Annotated in this window: 16 protein-coding genes and 1 pseudogene; 14 read left to right on the forward strand and 3 right to left on the reverse strand. The window is 71.9% G+C overall.

From position 1 onward, the window contains the following. Nucleotides 1-5: 5 nt before the first annotated feature. The 4 genes from HF999_RS06370 to HF999_RS06385 are packed head-to-tail and all read left to right on the forward strand — an operon-like array spanning nucleotide 6 to nucleotide 4,389. A complete protein-coding gene (locus HF999_RS06370) occupies nucleotides 6-932 on the forward strand; it encodes an ABC transporter permease (RefSeq protein WP_168545059.1) in 927 nt (308 codons plus the stop codon). After that, a complete protein-coding gene (locus HF999_RS06375; RefSeq protein ID WP_168545060.1) occupies nucleotides 925-1,878 on the forward strand; it encodes an ABC transporter permease in 954 nt (317 codons plus the stop codon). The genes HF999_RS06370 and HF999_RS06375 overlap by 8 nt, the downstream gene beginning before the upstream one ends. Then, nucleotides 1,878-3,593, forward strand: a complete 1,716-nt coding sequence (locus tag HF999_RS06380; RefSeq protein WP_168545061.1) for a dipeptide ABC transporter ATP-binding protein — start codon at nucleotides 1,878-1,880, stop codon at nucleotides 3,591-3,593. The genes HF999_RS06375 and HF999_RS06380 overlap by 1 nt, the downstream gene beginning before the upstream one ends. 58 nt (nucleotides 3,594-3,651) lie before the next feature. After that, a complete protein-coding gene (locus HF999_RS06385; protein WP_168545062.1) occupies nucleotides 3,652-4,389 on the forward strand; it encodes a Fic family protein in 738 nt (245 codons plus the stop codon). 438 nt (nucleotides 4,390-4,827) lie between these two features. On the opposite strand, the gene HF999_RS06390 is transcribed toward HF999_RS06385, so the two are convergent. Beyond that, nucleotides 4,828-5,649 (reverse strand): HAD family hydrolase, encoded by an 822-nt coding sequence (locus HF999_RS06390; RefSeq protein ID WP_376766479.1) that lies wholly within the window; start codon nucleotides 5,647-5,649, stop codon nucleotides 4,828-4,830. A 147-nt stretch (nucleotides 5,650-5,796) separates the two neighbouring features. Here HF999_RS06390 and ssd point away from each other — a divergent pair, with 147 nt between their 5' ends. The 8 genes and pseudogenes from ssd to HF999_RS06430 all read left to right on the forward strand — a co-directional run bounded on the left by ssd (nucleotide 5,797) and on the right by HF999_RS06430 (nucleotide 10,891). Beyond that, nucleotides 5,797-6,864, forward strand: a complete 1,068-nt coding sequence (gene ssd, locus HF999_RS06395; RefSeq protein ID WP_168545064.1) for a septum site-determining protein Ssd — start codon at nucleotides 5,797-5,799, stop codon at nucleotides 6,862-6,864. After that, the gene (locus tag HF999_RS06400) at nucleotides 6,861-8,042 is read left to right on the forward strand and encodes a TadA family conjugal transfer-associated ATPase (RefSeq protein WP_168545065.1); all 1,182 of its coding nucleotides are present in this window, start codon (nucleotides 6,861-6,863) and stop codon (nucleotides 8,040-8,042) included. The genes ssd and HF999_RS06400 overlap by 4 nt, the downstream gene beginning before the upstream one ends. Continuing rightward, nucleotides 8,039-8,857, forward strand: coding sequence for a type II secretion system F family protein (locus HF999_RS06405; protein ID WP_168545066.1), 819 nt, complete (start codon nucleotides 8,039-8,041; stop codon nucleotides 8,855-8,857). The genes HF999_RS06400 and HF999_RS06405 overlap by 4 nt, the downstream gene beginning before the upstream one ends. After that, a complete protein-coding gene (locus tag HF999_RS06410) occupies nucleotides 8,854-9,453 on the forward strand; it encodes a type II secretion system F family protein (RefSeq protein WP_312854043.1) in 600 nt (199 codons plus the stop codon). Before HF999_RS06405 ends, HF999_RS06410 begins: the two co-directional genes overlap by 4 nt. 23 nt (nucleotides 9,454-9,476) lie before the next feature. After that, nucleotides 9,477-9,671, forward strand: a complete 195-nt coding sequence (locus HF999_RS06415) for a DUF4244 domain-containing protein (RefSeq protein ID WP_168545067.1) — start codon at nucleotides 9,477-9,479, stop codon at nucleotides 9,669-9,671. A 35-nt stretch (nucleotides 9,672-9,706) separates the two neighbouring features. Beyond that, a pseudogene (locus HF999_RS06420) lies at nucleotides 9,707-10,003 on the forward strand (TadE family type IV pilus minor pilin); the annotation flags it as partial. Nucleotides 10,004-10,023: 20 nt separating this feature from the next. Further along, nucleotides 10,024-10,374: an Rv3654c family TadE-like protein gene (locus HF999_RS06425; RefSeq protein ID WP_312854044.1), complete on the forward strand. Its 351-nt coding sequence runs from the start codon at nucleotides 10,024-10,026 to the stop codon at nucleotides 10,372-10,374. A gap of 187 nt (nucleotides 10,375-10,561) precedes the next feature. Further along, nucleotides 10,562-10,891 carry a TfoX/Sxy family protein gene (locus HF999_RS06430; RefSeq protein WP_168545068.1) on the forward strand — a complete coding sequence of 110 codons (330 nt, stop codon included), beginning with the start codon at nucleotides 10,562-10,564 and terminating at the stop codon, nucleotides 10,889-10,891. Nucleotides 10,892-10,895: 4 nt separating this feature from the next. Here HF999_RS06430 and HF999_RS06435 read toward each other — a convergent pair whose 3' ends face one another. Together HF999_RS06435 and HF999_RS06440 are read right to left on the reverse strand one after the other, a co-directional pair. Continuing rightward, nucleotides 10,896-11,126: a hypothetical protein gene (locus HF999_RS06435; protein WP_168545069.1), complete on the reverse strand. Its 231-nt coding sequence runs from the start codon at nucleotides 11,124-11,126 to the stop codon at nucleotides 10,896-10,898. After that, nucleotides 11,119-13,437: a DNA 3'-5' helicase SftH gene (locus HF999_RS06440; RefSeq protein ID WP_168545070.1), complete on the reverse strand. Its 2,319-nt coding sequence runs from the start codon at nucleotides 13,435-13,437 to the stop codon at nucleotides 11,119-11,121. The genes HF999_RS06435 and HF999_RS06440 overlap by 8 nt, the downstream gene beginning before the upstream one ends. Nucleotides 13,438-13,804: 367 nt before the next feature. Here HF999_RS06440 and HF999_RS06445 point away from each other — a divergent pair, with 367 nt between their 5' ends. Both HF999_RS06445 and HF999_RS06450 read left to right on the forward strand, forming a co-directional pair. Further along, on the forward strand, nucleotides 13,805-14,008 hold the full coding sequence (locus tag HF999_RS06445) for a cold-shock protein (RefSeq protein WP_068523077.1): 204 nt from the start codon (nucleotides 13,805-13,807) through the stop codon (nucleotides 14,006-14,008). Nucleotides 14,009-14,140: 132 nt separating this feature from the next. Further along, nucleotides 14,141-14,719 carry a hypothetical protein gene (locus HF999_RS06450; RefSeq protein ID WP_168545071.1) on the forward strand — a complete coding sequence of 193 codons (579 nt, stop codon included), beginning with the start codon at nucleotides 14,141-14,143 and terminating at the stop codon, nucleotides 14,717-14,719. Nucleotides 14,720-14,771: the final 52 nt, after the last annotated feature.

Consider the following 14,771-nt stretch of genomic DNA (forward strand, 5'->3'; position numbering starts at 1 on the left):
GACCGATGCTGAGATTTCTCCTGAGCCGGCTCGGGCAGTTGGTCATCGTCTTCTTCGGTGCCACGCTGCTGATCTACGCGCTCGTCTTCCTCGTGCCGTCCGACCCGATCGCCGCGCTCGGCGGTGACCGGCAGCTGCCGCCCGACGTGGTCGAGGGCCTGCGCGCTCAGTACCACTTGGACCAGCCCTTCTTCGTGCAGTACTGGTACTACATCAAGGGCGCGCTCACGCTCGACTTCGGCACCTCGTTCTCGGGGCAGCCGGTGTGGGACGTGATGAAGCGGGCCTTCCCCGTCACCGTGAACCTGGCGCTCATCGCGCTCGCGGTGGAGGCGATCCTCGGAATCTTCTTCGGTGTCCTGGCCGGCCTCAAGAAGGGGAAGATCTTCGACACCACGATCCTGTTCGTGTCGCTGATCATCATCGCGGTGCCGATCTTCGTGCTGGGCTTCATCGCGCAGTACGTCTTCGGCGTGAAACTGCAGTGGTTCCCGGTCACCGTCGGCGGCAACCTGGACTTCTACCACCTGCTGCTGCCGGGCATCGTCCTCGGGTTGGTGTCCTTCGCGTATGTCGTGCGGCTCACCCGCTCGCAGGTGGCGGAGAACCTGACCGCCGACTTCGTGCGGACCGCCACCGCCAAGGGCCTCCCGCGCTGGCGGGTCGTGGTGGTGCACGTGCTGCGGAACTCTCTGATCCCGGTGGTCACCTTCCTGGGCGCCGACCTCGGCGCGCTGATGGGCGGCGCCCTCGTCACGGAGGGAATCTTCAACGTGCCCGGCGTGGGCGGCACCATCTACCAGGCGGTGATCCGCGGCGAGGCACCCACGGTCGTCTCGTTCGTCACCGTGCTCATCCTGATCTATCTGATCTCCAACGTGGTGGTCGACCTGCTCTACGCCGCCCTCGACCCGAGGATTCGCTATGCCTGACAACAAGATCTACCCGGGACAGGAACGCTTCGTCGCCTCCGCGGAGGACGTCAAGGTGGGAGCGGTCGACGCGGTCGACACCGACTCGGCACCCGCGGGCTTCTGGAAGTCGGCGTGGATGGAGCTTCGCCGCAAGCCCGTCTTCATCATCGCGTCGATCATGCTGATTCTGATCCTGCTGGTCGTCATCTGGCCGAGCCTGTTCAACTTCGCCGGTCAGGACCCGCAGTTCAAGGATCTCCAGCAGTCCCTGCTCTCGCCGGGCGGTGACCACCTGCTGGGAACGGATCAGCAGGGCCGGGACATCTTCGCGCGGATGGTCTACGGCGCTCGGGCATCGGTGCTCGTCGGGGTCCTCACGACGATCGTGGTGGTGGTGATCGGCGGTCTGTTGGGCACCATCGCCGGCTTCTACGGCGGCTGGCTCGACTCCGTGATCGCCCGCGTCGCCGACATCTTCTTCGGCATCCCGCTGATGCTGGCCGCGGTCGTGGTCATGCAGATGATCAAGGACCGCACCGTCTTCACCGTGGTCTTCGTGTTGGCGATCTTCAGCTGGCCGCAGATCGCCCGGATCGCGCGGTCGGCCGCCATCTCGATCCGGAACGAGGAGTTCATCACCGCGTCGAAGTCGTTGGGGGCCTCCAAGGTCCGCACGCTGTTCACGCACGTGATCCCGAACTGCCTCGGCCCGATCATCGTGATCGCGACCATCTCCCTCGGTATCTACATCGTCACCGAGGCCACGCTCTCGTACCTCGGCATCGGCCTCCCGGCCACCGAGGTCTCGTGGGGCCAGGACATCGCCTCCGGGCAGGACCTGCTGCGCGAGGGCACCCCGATCCTGTTCTACCCCGCCGGCGCCCTGGCGCTCACCGTGCTCACGTTCATGATGCTCGGTGACGTCCTGCGCGACGCTCTCGATCCGAAGGCGAGGACCCGCTGATGAGTGCTCAACCCGAACCCCTCCTCGAGATCCGCGACCTGGTCGTCGAGTTCCGGGTGCAGGACCGCCAGGTACAGGCCGTGCGGGGTGCCAACCTCACGGTCTACCCGGGCCAGACGGTGGCCATCGTCGGCGAGTCCGGCTCGGGCAAGTCCACGACGGCCGCGGCCGTGATGGGCTTGCTGCAGGGCACCGGCAAGGTGGCCGGCGGCCAGATCGTGTTCGACGGCCAGGACCTCTCGCACGCCTCGGAGAAGGACTTCCAGAAGATCCGCGGAAGCGGCATCGGCCTGGTGCCGCAGGATCCGAACACGAACCTCAATCCGTTGTGGCGGGTGGGGTTCCAGGTCCGGGAGACGCTCAAGGCGAACAACGCGGAACAGGGTGACGCCAAGAAGCGGGCGATCGAGCTGCTGGCCGAGGCCGGCATGAAGGATCCCGACAAGCGCGTCAATCAGTACCCGCACGAGTTCTCGGGCGGCATGAAGCAGCGCGCGCTCATCGCGATCGGCCTGGCCTGCCGGCCGAAGCTGCTGATCGCCGACGAGCCCACGTCGGCCCTGGACGTGACGGTGCAGCGACAGATCCTCGACCACCTCGAGTCGCTCACGCAGGAGCTGGGGACCGCGGTGCTGCTCATCACGCACGACCTGGGGCTGGCCGCCGAGCGGGCCAGCCATCTGGTGGTGATGTACAAGGGGCGGGTCGTGGAATCCGGTCCGGCGCTGGACATCCTGCAGGATCCCCAGCACGAGTACACCAAGCGGCTCGTCGCCGCGGCACCGTCGCTCGCGGCCCGCAGGACGGACGCACCGTCGGTCACCGAGGTCCGGGAGCCGGCGGCCGTTGCGCGGGACGAGAAGGTGTACGGCGAGACGCTCACGGGCGAGGCCCAGGACGCGTCGACGAAGGGGATCGAGGAGGTGGTCGTCGCCTCGCACCTGGTGAAGGACTTCCCGATCCGTGGGTCGCTGCCCTTCCAGAGCAGCGACTTCCGCGCGGTCGACGATGTCAGCTTCACCATGCTGCGCGGCACCACGACCGCGGTGGTCGGCGAGTCCGGCTCGGGCAAGTCGACGGTGGCGCAGATGGTGTTGGGCCTGCTCGAGCCGACCAGCGGCACCGTCGAGTTCGATGGGACGGACGTGCGCGCCCTGCAGGGCGCGGAGGCCAAGAAGTTCCGGCGGCGGGTGCAGCCCGTGTTCCAGAACCCCTACGGCTCTTTGGATCCGATGTACTCGATCTACCGCGCCATCACCGAGCCGCTGGTGGTGCACGGTGTCGGCGACAAGAACTCGCGGGTGGATCGGGCGAAGGAACTGCTCGAGATGGTGGCGCTCCCGAACGACACCATGCACCGGTACCCCAACGAGTTGTCCGGCGGTCAGCGGCAGCGCGTCGCGATCGCGCGGGCGCTGGCGCTCAACCCCGAGGTCATCGTGCTCGACGAGGCGGTCTCGGCGCTCGACGTGCTGGTGCAGGCCCAGATCCTGACCCTGCTCGAAGGGCTCCAGCAGGAGTTGGGCCTGACCTACCTGTTCATCACCCACGATCTGGCGGTGGTCAAGCAGATCGCGCACCAGACGCTGGTGATGGCCGGTGGCAAGGTGATGGAGCAGGGACCGACGGACCGGGTGTACGACAACCCGACCTCGGACTACACGCGCAAGCTGATCGACGCCATCCCCGGCGGGTCGATCGAGCTCGCGGGCTGATCCGCGGGGCGCCGGGCAGGGCGGCCGGGCGGCGGCGCGACCGGGCTAGGGTGGGCTCATGACCGACCCGCTGAGCCCGCTCGTCGCCGTGCCCGCCGTCGCGGAGGCGGCCGCCGCTGCCCGGGAGGCGCTCGCGAAGGTGCACCGTCATCCCGCGAACCGTCGTCAGTGGCGGGCGACGGCCACGGAATCGTCGTTGCGCGGTGCCCGCGCGTCGGCGGCGCTCGACGGTGCCGCGGTCGCGCTGAGCCGCGACGAGCTGATCAACGACCCCGTCCTGGCGGGCGCGATGCGCGCCTACCAGGCGATCGACGGCGACCTGCTGGACGCGAGCGTCGGGGTGTGGCGCCGCGCGCCGCTCCAGGTGCTGGCCCGGCTGCACACCCTGGCCGCCGCCGATCTGGTCGACGGTGACGATTCCCGGCTCGGCCGGCCACGACCGGGCGCGGGCGAGCGGCTCTCGCTGCTCGCGCAGCTGGTCACGGGCGGTACGCAGGCACCCGCACCGGTGATCGCGGCTGTCGTGCACGGGGAACTGCTGTCGCTGCGGCCCTTCGAGGTGTCCGACGGGGTGGTCGCCCGCGCGGCGTCGCGCCTGGTGACCGTGGCGTCCGGCCTGGACCCGCACGCGCTGGGGATCCCCGAGACCACATGGCTCAAGTTCGCCCCGAGCTACGCCGATGCCGCGGACGCGTTCGGGATGGGCGACCCCGACGGTGTGGTGGCGTGGGTGGTGCTGTGCTGCCAGGCGCTGGAGGCCGGCGGCGGGGAGGCGTTGGCCCTCGCTGAGCGCTGACCGGACGAGCGCTCCGTACCCCGGACATGCGCAACGGCGACCCGGCCTGAGCTCCAGGTGCGCACCTGGCGGTGTGTCCTGGAGAACGGGTCCGAATCGCCGTTCGCTAGCACGGATCCCGGTTACCAAGCGTGCGTGAGGGTGGGCTGTATTACGGCCTCGGCGTACCCGGAGAGAGGTCCACTAGCCGCAGACCTTGTGCTGACCACGAAATTTCTCCGGTGACGCAGGCTGACAGCGCTTTCCGCCATAGGTGGCGAGCTCCGCGTGGGTGCCTGGTGTCCGTGCTGGGAGCCTTGACGCTCAGGGATCCTCGACCTTCTCTTCCGGTGAGGATCTGGCTTTGCGCCGCTCCGTGATTCATTTCTACCCTGTGATCGGCGTCACAGCAAGGGGTGTGCGCGAAATTTCCACGAGGATGTGGATCGAGAGCCGCTATCAGCGCTTCTTCCGGTGCAGCGCAAGGTAAGTCGCGAACCCCGCACCTGCGGTGATCACGCCGAGGCCCGCCGTCGCGAGGACGGAGTTCCGCGACGGGGTCGGGATCCGGTCCCGGAGCGGGGCGGGGTTGGAGAAGGACACGACGGGCCAGCCGCGCTCGGACGCCTCTTTGCGCAGGCCGCGGTCGGGGTTCACCGCGGTCGGGTGGCCGACGGCGGCGAGCATCGGGACATCGGTGATCGAGTCGGAGTACGCGAAACTCTGCTCGAGGTCGTAGCCGTGCTCGGCGGCGAGCGCCTCCATGGCGACCACCTTGTTCTCGCCGTAGCAGTAGAACTCCACCTCGCCGGCGTACTTGCCGTCCTCGACCTTCATCTTCGAGGCGACGGCGTAGTCGGCACTCAGCATGTCGGCGATCGGGGCGACCATCTCCTCGCCGGAGGCCGAGACGATGACCACGTCGTGCCCGCGGGCGTGGTGCCCGGCGATCAGCTCGGAGGCCTCCGCGAACACCAGCGGATTGACGACATCGTGCAGGGCCTCACGCACGATGGAGGAGACCTGCTCGACGTTCCAGCCCTCGCACATCTGCGTGAGGTGATCGCGCATGCGCTCCATCTGGTCGTGATCGGCGGCGGTGAGCATCATGAGGAACTGCGCATAGCTCGACTTGAGCACTGCGCGGCGGTTGAGGAGCCCCTCATCGAAGAAGGGACGCGAGAACGCCAGCGCGGACGATTTCGCGATGATCGTCTTGTCCAGGTCGAAGAAGGCGGCGACCCGGCGCACCGGGGCCTCGTCGGGCGCGGTTGGGCTCACGCGGAACACACTACCGTTGCCACATCGATCGGTGCTCCGCAAGAGCGGACCCCGGATTCCTCCACAGGTTTCTCGAACGGTGCGATTCATCCACAGGCCGGGGTGGGATCGAGGGAACCCGCCGGTCCGGGACGCGATGCTGGGCACATGCGAGGGATCGAGATCGGCATGGCGGTGGCCGACGGTGCGCTGGCGGACGACGTGCGGCGCGCGGCCGCGGCGGCGGCGCGCGCGGTCACGGACATCGACCGGGGCCGGCCGCGCGCCGGGTGGGCATCGGCCGCGGGCCTGGTACTGGACCTGGGCGCGGCCACGGCGATGGCTGAGGCCGCCCGGGGCGGCGGGCTGCCCCGTCGGGAGGGTGTCGCGATCGTGGCGTCCCAGGCCGGGATGGCGGAGCTCGCGGCCGCGGTGGACGTGGGCGCCGCGCAGGTCTTCGTCCTTCCCGCGCAGGTGCGGGACCTCGCTCGATTCCTCGCCGCCCGCGAGCCGGACGATGGTGAGCGGTCCAGAGTCGTGGCCGTCGTCGGCGGGCACGGCGGCGCGGGCGCCTCGGTGCTCGCCGCCGCGGTGGCGGTCGCGGCGCCGGGCCGGGGCGTTACGGCGCTGGCCGTCGATGCCGATCCGTGGGGCGGCGGCCTGGACCTGCTGCTGGGCTGCGCGGATCTGCCGGGCCTGCGCTGGGGCGATCTGGCGGTGCGGGGTGGGCACGTCCCGTCCGATGCGCTCGTGGCGGCGCTCCCCGGCCGGGCCGGCGCCGTGGCGGTGCTCTCCGCGGGCGGGGCCGGCGTCCCCGAGATCCCCGTCGAGGGCCTGCTCGCGGTCATCGACGCGGGGCGACGCAGCGTCGGGGTCACCGTCGTCGACCTGCCACGCCGAGACGACCCGGCCACCTCGGCGTGCCTGGAGGTCGCGGATGTCGTGGTCGTGGTGGTCGGGGCCACCGTTCGCGGCTGCGCGGCGGGCCGGGCCGTCGCCGCCGGGGTGGCGGGCCGGGCCCGATCGGTCGGACTGGTCGTCCGCGGACCGTCGCCGGGCGGGCTGTCGGCACGTGATGTCGAGCGGGCCGTGGGGCTCCCGCTCCTGGCGTCGATGCGCCCGCAGCCCCGCCTCGACGAGCAGCTCGACGGTGCCGGGCTGCGCCTGCGCCGGGGCACGCCCCTCGCGGTCGCGGCCGGACGGGTTCTCGACGGCGTGCGGCGAGGTGCGGCGTGACCGCGCCGGATTCGGATCTGCTCGCCCGGGTGCGGGAGCGGCTGGCCCACACCGCCACCGCGCTCACGCCCGATGTCATGGCCGCCGCGCTGCGCGCGGAGTGCGGCGGCGTCCTGGGCGACACCGACCTGCTCGACGGTCTCGCCTACCTCGAGACGGAGCTCGTCGGCGCCGGCCGGCTCGAGCCCCTGCTCGCCGACCCGGCAGTGGCGGACGTCCTCGTCGTGGGCCCACGGCGGGTCTGGGTCGACCGGGGAGCGGGCCTAGAGCTCACGGACGTCGTGTTCGAGGACGACGATGCCGTCCGCAGGCTCGCGGCCCGGCTCGCGCTGACCGCGGGTCGCCGTCTCGACGACGCGCAGCCGTGGGTCGACGGGCATCTGCCCGCGGGGCCCGGCGGCCGGGCGGGCAGCGGGATCCGGCTGCACGCCGTGCTCCCGCCGCTGGCGCACGGTGGCACCTGCATCTCGCTGCGCGTGCTGCGGCCGGCCACCCAGACACTCGACACGCTGATCGCCGGTGGCGCGGTACCGGCGGACGTGGCGGAGCTCGTGCGCCGGGTGGTGGCCGCGCGGCTCGCCTTCCTCGTCGTGGGCGGCACCGGTTCCGGGAAGACGACGCTGCTCAACGGGCTGCTCGGCGCGGTGGACGCGGACGAGCGGGTGCTGTGCGTCGAGGACGCGCACGAGCTCGATCCGGTGCACCCCCACGTGGTCTCGCTGCTCGCGCGCGGGGCCAATGTCGAGGGCGTCGGCGAGGTGACGGTCCGCGACCTGGTGCGACAGGCGCTGCGGATGCGGCCGGACCGGATCGTGGTCGGCGAGGTCCGCGGCGCGGAGGTCGTCGACCTCCTCACGGCGCTCAACACCGGCCACGACGGAGGTGCGGGCACCGTCCACGCCAATTCCCCGCGGGAGGTCCCGGCCCGGCTCGAGGCGCTCGCCGCGCTGGGCGGGCTCGGCCGGGAGGCGCTGCATGCGCAGTTGGCGGCCGCCTTCCAGGTGGTCTTCTCGGTGCACCGCTGGCCGTCGGGCCGGCGGGGGCTGCGCAGCATCGGCGTGGTCGAGCGCGGTGCGAGCGGGTACGTGCGGGTACTGCCGGTCTGGGAGCGCGACGGCGGTTTCACGGGGGCCGCGGATCGGGTGTCCGCGCTGCTCGCGGAGCGGGGTGCGTCATGACGGCCGTGGTCCTCGTGCTGCTCGCCTGCGCGGTGGTGGTGTGGCCCGGTGCGGCGGGTGCGGCCCGGCTCCGGGCGGCGCACGAACGGGCCCGGGGGCAGCGGGTGATGCGATGGGGCCGGTTGGCGCTCGTCGTCCCCGTGGCGGCGCTCGCCATCGGACCCGGCCAGGCCCTCGCCGCAGCGCTGGCCGCGGGCACCGCCCGGGAACTGTGGGCGTGCTCGCGCGCCCGGAACGAAGCCGCCGCGCGGCTGTCTGCGGTGCTGGCGGGCGTGGACGCGATGGTCGCGGAGCTGTCGGTCGGCGCGCACCCGGCCGCGGCATGCGCCACGGCGGGGCGGGACGCGGAGGATCCACACGTGCGCGCGGTCTTCGCCGAGATGGCGGGGCGGGCGGAACTGGGCGGCGACGTGGCGGCGGGCCTCCGGGCGCATGCCGCCGAGAGCGCGGCCTGGGCGCGCATCGCGGCCGCATGGGAGACGGGGACCAGGCACGGCATCGGCATGGGTGAGCTGCTCGCGTCGGTGCGCGAGGATCTCCGCTCCCGCGAAAGATACCTCGGTCGTGCGCATTCCGCTCTCGCCGGAGCCCGCGCCACCGCGCAGGTGCTCGCGGCGCTCCCGGTACTGGGCGTTCTGATGGGGCAACTCATCGACGCCGATCCGGTGGGCACGCTGCTGGGCACCGGGGCCGGTGGGGTGCTGCTCGTCGTGGGGACGTGCCTGACCTGCGCGGGGCTGCTCTGGTCCCGCTCGATCGCCGACGGAGCTGCCGGCGCCCCGGCGGGCGGGGGATCGTCGGGAGGCGGACCGTGAACGGGAACGGGCCGCTCGCGGCGGCCCTGATCCTGCTCGCGGCCGCCGCCCTCATGCTCCCGCTGGCGGCGCGCGCGCGGCTCGCGGCGGACGCACCGGGTGGTGCGGGGCGAGGCCGGCCACGGATCCCGCGTCGCGCACCGAAACCGGACCCGTTCGACGCCGCAGCGGCGTACGACCTGTTCGCGGTGTGCCTGCGCGCGGGCATGCCGACGGCGGATGCGGCCCGCGCGGTGGCGATCGAGGCGCCGACGGCGCTGGCGGCAGTGTTGAACCGGGCGGCGGAGCTGCTCTCCCTCGGTTCCGACGCCGAAACCGCCTGGCGCACCGATTCGGCGGACCAGCAGGTCGTCGCGCTGACCCGCATGCTGCGACGGTCCGCCCGGGCCGGTTCGCCGCCCGCGATCGGCCTCGCGGACCTGGCGCGCACGGAGCGGGCGCAGGCCGAGGACAGGGCGGTGGCGGCGGGCGAGCGCGCGGGTGTCGCGGTGGCGGGGCCGCTGGGGCTGTGCTTCCTCCCGGCATTCGTATGCCTCGGCATCGTGCCGGTGGTGATGGGACTCGCGGGCAAGGTGCTCGGGGAGGGGCTGCTGTAGCGGCCCGACGGAAGGGGGATGGAATGTGGATTCGATTGCGGTGCAGGATGACCGAGTTGATGGTGGAGGACGAAGGCATGTCGACCGTCGAGTATGCGATAGGCACTATCGCTGCCGCGGCGTTCGGCGCGGTGCTCTACGGGGTCGTCACCGGCGACAACATCATCAGCGGCCTGACGTCGATCATCGGCAGGGCGCTGGGCACCTCCACCGGCTAGCGGGCGACGCGGGCGCGGTCACCGTCGAGGCCGCGTTCGCCGTCGCGAGCCTGATCGCGGTGCTGGTGCTCAGCGTCGGGGCGGTCGTCGGCGTCACCGCGCACGTGCGGTGCGTCGACGCGGCGCGGGAGGCGGCTCGGCTCGCCGCCCGCGGCGACGACGGTAGAGCGTCCCGCGCGGTCGCCGAGGTCGGGCCGCCGGGCGCGTCCTCGACGGTGAGCCGCGACGGCGAGACCGTCACGGTGCGGGTCCGGGCGCCGGTGGCGCTGCTCCCGGGACTGACGGTATCCGCCGTCGCGGTGGCGGCGGTGGAGCCCGGGACGGGGCCGTGACCTGCGCTCGGCGGCGGGCGGTGCCCGTGCGGGCAGGTGGGGACGACGGGGTGGCCACGGTGCTGGCCGCGGTGATGGTGGCCGCGATCATCACCGTGGTCGTCATGGTGGTGGACGTCGGCGCCGCGGTCTCCGCGCGGCACCGGGCCCAGTCCGCCGCCGACCTCGCGGCGCTCGCCGGTGCGGCGAGCGCGATCGACGTCGACGCGGCGTGCGCGGCGGCGGACCGTCTGGCCCGGGCCAACGCGGGATCGCTGCGCGCGTGCTCCGTGGACGGGTTCGAGGTGGTCGTGCGTGTCGGCGTCCCGGTCTCCCTCGCGGTCTTTGGCGCCGACGAGGCCGTCGCCGTCGCGCGTGCGGGTCCCGAGTGAGCGCGCCCGATTCCGGGGCGGCCGTCGACATGCCGGAACTGACCGCCCGGCAACGGAGATCGGTACTCCGGTGGCAGGGGACTGACCGGTTCTACAAGGCATGATCGAGCGAGCCGGGTGGGGTGACCTGCTGAGCCCCGCCGCGTAATGGGCTGCGCGGCGCCGTCGACCGGCGCAGACTGGGACGATGGCGTACGACGAGGGGCTCGCGGACAGGATCCGGGACGCGATCGACGGTGAGCCCGGGGTCACCGAGAAACGAATGTTCGGTGGTCTGGCGTTCCTCGTCGACGGCCACATGGCGATCGCGGCGAACAGCCGCGGTGAAGCGATGGTCCACCTGCACCCGGACGTCACGGACGGGTTGATCGGCCCGCACGTGCGCGCCACCGTCATGCGCGGGCGCGAGATGCGGGGTTGGCTGGACCTCTCCGCGGAGGCGACGGCCTCGGACGTCGAGCTCGCGGAGTGGGTGCGGCGCACCGTCGACTACGTGCGGTCACTGCCGCCGAAGTAGCGGTTCACTCCCCGTCGAAGGCGTCGGGGTAGTCGTGCTCGACGATGGATCGCAGGTACTCGCGGTGCCGCTGCAGGAAGTCGTCGGCGGTCTGGTCCTTGATGGTCCATCCGCCCTCGTCACGCGTCGCGAGTTGCTCGAGCAGGCGTCCCAGCCGGCGGCGCGCCTCCTCGGGCAGCGACATCGCGAACGCCACGTACCGGTCCAACTCGGGCGGCTCCGGCAGCTCACTCACCGCGGGCCACCGCGGCGAGCACCAGGTCGAGGACGATCACCGCGCCCTCCTTGTCGAGCGGATCGTTCCCGTTGCCGCACTTGGGTGACTGCACGCACGAGGGGCAGCCGGACGGGCACTCGCACGCCGCGACGGCGTCCCGCGTCGCCACGAGCCACGTCGCGATCGACTCGTAGCCGCGCTCGGCGAATCCCGCTCCGCCCGGGTAGCCGTCGTAGACGAAGATCGACGGCAGGCCGGTGTCCTCGTGCAGCGCGGTCGACAGGCCGCCGATGTCCCACCGGTCGCACGACGCCACCAGCGGCAACAGGCCGATCGCGGCGTGCTCGGCGGCGTGCAGGGACCCCGGCCACCGCTCGGGGACCAGGCCCGCGTCCTCGAGCACCTCCGGCGAGAACGTGAGCAGTGCCGCGCGCGTCGCCAGCGTGGTCTCCGGGAGGTCCAGCTCGACCGCGTCCAGCACCTCGCCGCTGCGCAGCGTGCGCAGGTAGCCCACCACCCGGCTGGTGACCTCCACCGAGACGAACCGCGCGGCCACCTCGCCCAGCACCTCCGTCGCGTGCACGGCGGTGACGTGCACGTCCAGATCCTCGCGCGCAGAGGTGGTCCACTCGGGCTCCTCCGCGTGGACCAGCGCCAGCCCCTCGTCGAGGTCGAGCTCGTCGACCACGTAGGACTCGCCCTGGTGCATGTGCACCGCGCCCTCGTGCACCGTCGACAGCGCCCGCGTGAAGTCGACCGTGCCCAGCAACCGGCCCGAGGCCTCCTCGACGATGAGGATCTCGCTGCCGGCGCCGCCCCGGATGTTCACGCCCGCATGGGGATCGATCCCCGCAGCGAGGAAGTAGCCGGCCGGGCGTTCGCGGAGCAGCCCGTCGGCCACGAGTCGCCCGACCACGTCGACGGCACCGAGGTCGACGACCTCCGCTCGGGTGAGCGGGATCTCGCCGGCGGCGCACAACAGCTGCGGTCCCAGGACGTAGGGGTTCCACGGGTCGGTGACGGTGGCCTCGACCGGCCTGCCGAGCAGCGACTCCGGGTGGTGCACGAGGTAGGTGTCCAGTGGGTCGTCGCGGGCGATGAGCAGGATCAGCGAGCCCTGCCCGCGCCGCCCGCTGCGGCCCGCCTGCTGCCAGAAGGAGGCGACGGTGCCGGGGAAGCCGGCGATGAGCACTGCGTCCAGGCCCGCGATGTCCACGCCGAGCTCGAGTGCGTTCGTGGTCGCGACGCCCAGCAGCGCACCGTCGTTCAGCCCCCGCTCCAATGCCCGCCGGTCGTCGGCGAGGTAGCCCGCCCGGTAGGCGGCGATCCGCTCGGCCAACTCCGGGGTGGCCTCCGCGAGCATCCGCCGGGCCGAGAGCGCGACGGTCTCGGCGGACCGTCGGGACCGGACGAACGCGAGGGTGCGCGCACCCTCGACCACCAGGTCGGCGAGCATGCGCGCCGCCTCGGTCGTCGCGGCGCGGCGCACGGGCGCGCCGTTCTCGCCCTCCAGGTCGGGCAGGAGCGGGGGCTCCCACAGCGCGACGGTGCGCGGCCCGTGCGGTGACGAATCCTCGGTCACCGCAACGCAATCCGCTCCGATCAGCCGGGACGCCGCGCCGGCGGGATCGGAGGTCGTGGCGGATGCGCAGATCACCGTCGGCGCGGCACCGTACTTCGCCGCGATCCGCAGCAGGCGGCGCAGGACCAGCGCGGTGTGCGAGCCGAACACCCCGCGGTAGTGGTGGCACTCGTCGACCACCACGTACCGCAGGCCGCGCAGGAATCGCGCCCACTTCGCATGCCGCGGAAGCAATCCCACGTGCACCATGTCCGGGTTCGTGAACACCCAGCGGCTGTCCGATCGCGCCCAGCGCCGCATCTCCTGCGAGGTGTCACCGTCGTACATCGCGGGGGAGGAGTCGCTCGGGCCGTACTCCGTGGTGAGCCGCACGGCGGCACGGTGCTGGTCCGTGCCGAGTGCCTTCGTCGGCGAGAGGTACAGCACCGTGGCGCGCGGATCGTCGGCGAGCGCTGCGAGCACCGGCAGCTGGTAGGCGAGCGATTTGCCCGATGCGGTGCCGGTGGAGATCACGGTGTGGTGGCCCGCGTGGGCGTGTTCCGCCGCCTCGGCCTGATGGCGCCACGGGCGCTGGATGCCCTCGTCGATGAGCCCGTCCCGCAGGCGGGGCGGAACCCATGACGGCCAGTCGGCGAATTCCGCGCGCTGTGACGGGATATCCGCGACATGGGTCAGGCTGTCGGTTCCGGGGCCCGCGCCGGCCTGGATCCTGGCCAGGAGCTCGCGCCCGAAGGTGTTGTGCTCCACCGTGTCAGCCCTCGCTTCGAAACGTGCGCCCGCGACCGTGGGTGGCGGTGACGGCGGGCTCCGTCCAGTCTACCGGCGGCCCGCAGGGCCGATCGAGGGGTGGGACGGAGGGTTAACGGGAGGCGAATTCCCGCCGCCCGCTGTCGCTCGCCCGGAAATCGTGATTGACTGTATGCGGTCGCAGCTCCCGCCGGGGGTCCTAGAGGACCATCGGGGGATCGATGTTGCGGGCGTGGTACTGAAGGTTTTTGTGTGCGGTCTCCGCAAACGGCTCCAGAAAGTATGGCGGCCGGAACCGGCCAGGAGTCGCACCCCACTCGGGGAACGGTTCCTACACCGGTAGTTAGACAAGTTAGGAAACATCTCAATGGCACAGGGAACTGTGAAGTGGTTCAACGCGGAGAAGGGCTTCGGCTTCATCGCACCGGCCGACGGCTCGGATGACGTGTTCGTCCACTACTCGGAGATCCAGGGCAACGGCTTCCGTACCCTCGAGGAGAACCAGCTCGTGGAGTTCGAGGTCGGCCAGGGCACCAAGGGTCCGCAGGCCACCGGCGTCCGCGCCCTCTAAGAAACCCCGCACCACGCGATAAGCGTTTCTCGCAACACCCCTCCGCTGTCACAGCGGAGGGGTGTTGTGCATTTCGGTCACGTTCTCGTGTCGACGGAGCTCTGCCGCATCATGGGGCTCTAGGCTCATCATGTGTCCCAACTGTCACTATTCTCCGCGGAGCAGACCGAGCCGTCGCCGCGCGACCTGGCCGGTCTACTGGCCGCGTCGGGGCAGATCGTGCAGCTGGGCGGTAGCGCCCGCCTATCGGTGGTCGTTCCGGACCAGTGGCGCGCCGATGCCATCGCCGTGATGATCGACGAGGCGGGGCTGCGTGCCGAGCAGGGCGTGTCCGAAGAGGGGACGCCGCTGGTCCGGACCCTCGCGACGCCCGAGCTGCAGCCGATGTCGCTGGCCTGGACGCGCGGTGCGGTGAAGACGGCACCGTCGACCTGGGTACCGGGACCGCGGGCGCTGCGCGCCTGGGCGTTGGCCTCGGGCGATGTCGACGGGGTGCATTACCTGCTCCACCTCGACCCGCACGCGCCCGAGAGCGCCCCCGTCCTCGCGACCGCCCTGATGCGTGCGGGCGTCGCCCCCACCCTCGTGGGCACCCGCGGGACGCGGCCCGCCCTGCGGGTCTCCGGGCACCGTCGGTTGTTGCGTCTGCGGGAGAACATCGGCGACCCGCCGGCGCATCCCGACGCCCTCGCGCACTGGCCTCAGCCGTAGCACCGGACCGACCGTGAGCGTTTCCGCGGGCCGTGCGACGGACCCCGTATAT

This window comes from Tsukamurella spumae (assembly GCF_012396015.1).
Taxonomy (GTDB): Bacteria; Actinomycetota; Actinomycetes; order Mycobacteriales; family Mycobacteriaceae; genus Tsukamurella; species Tsukamurella spumae.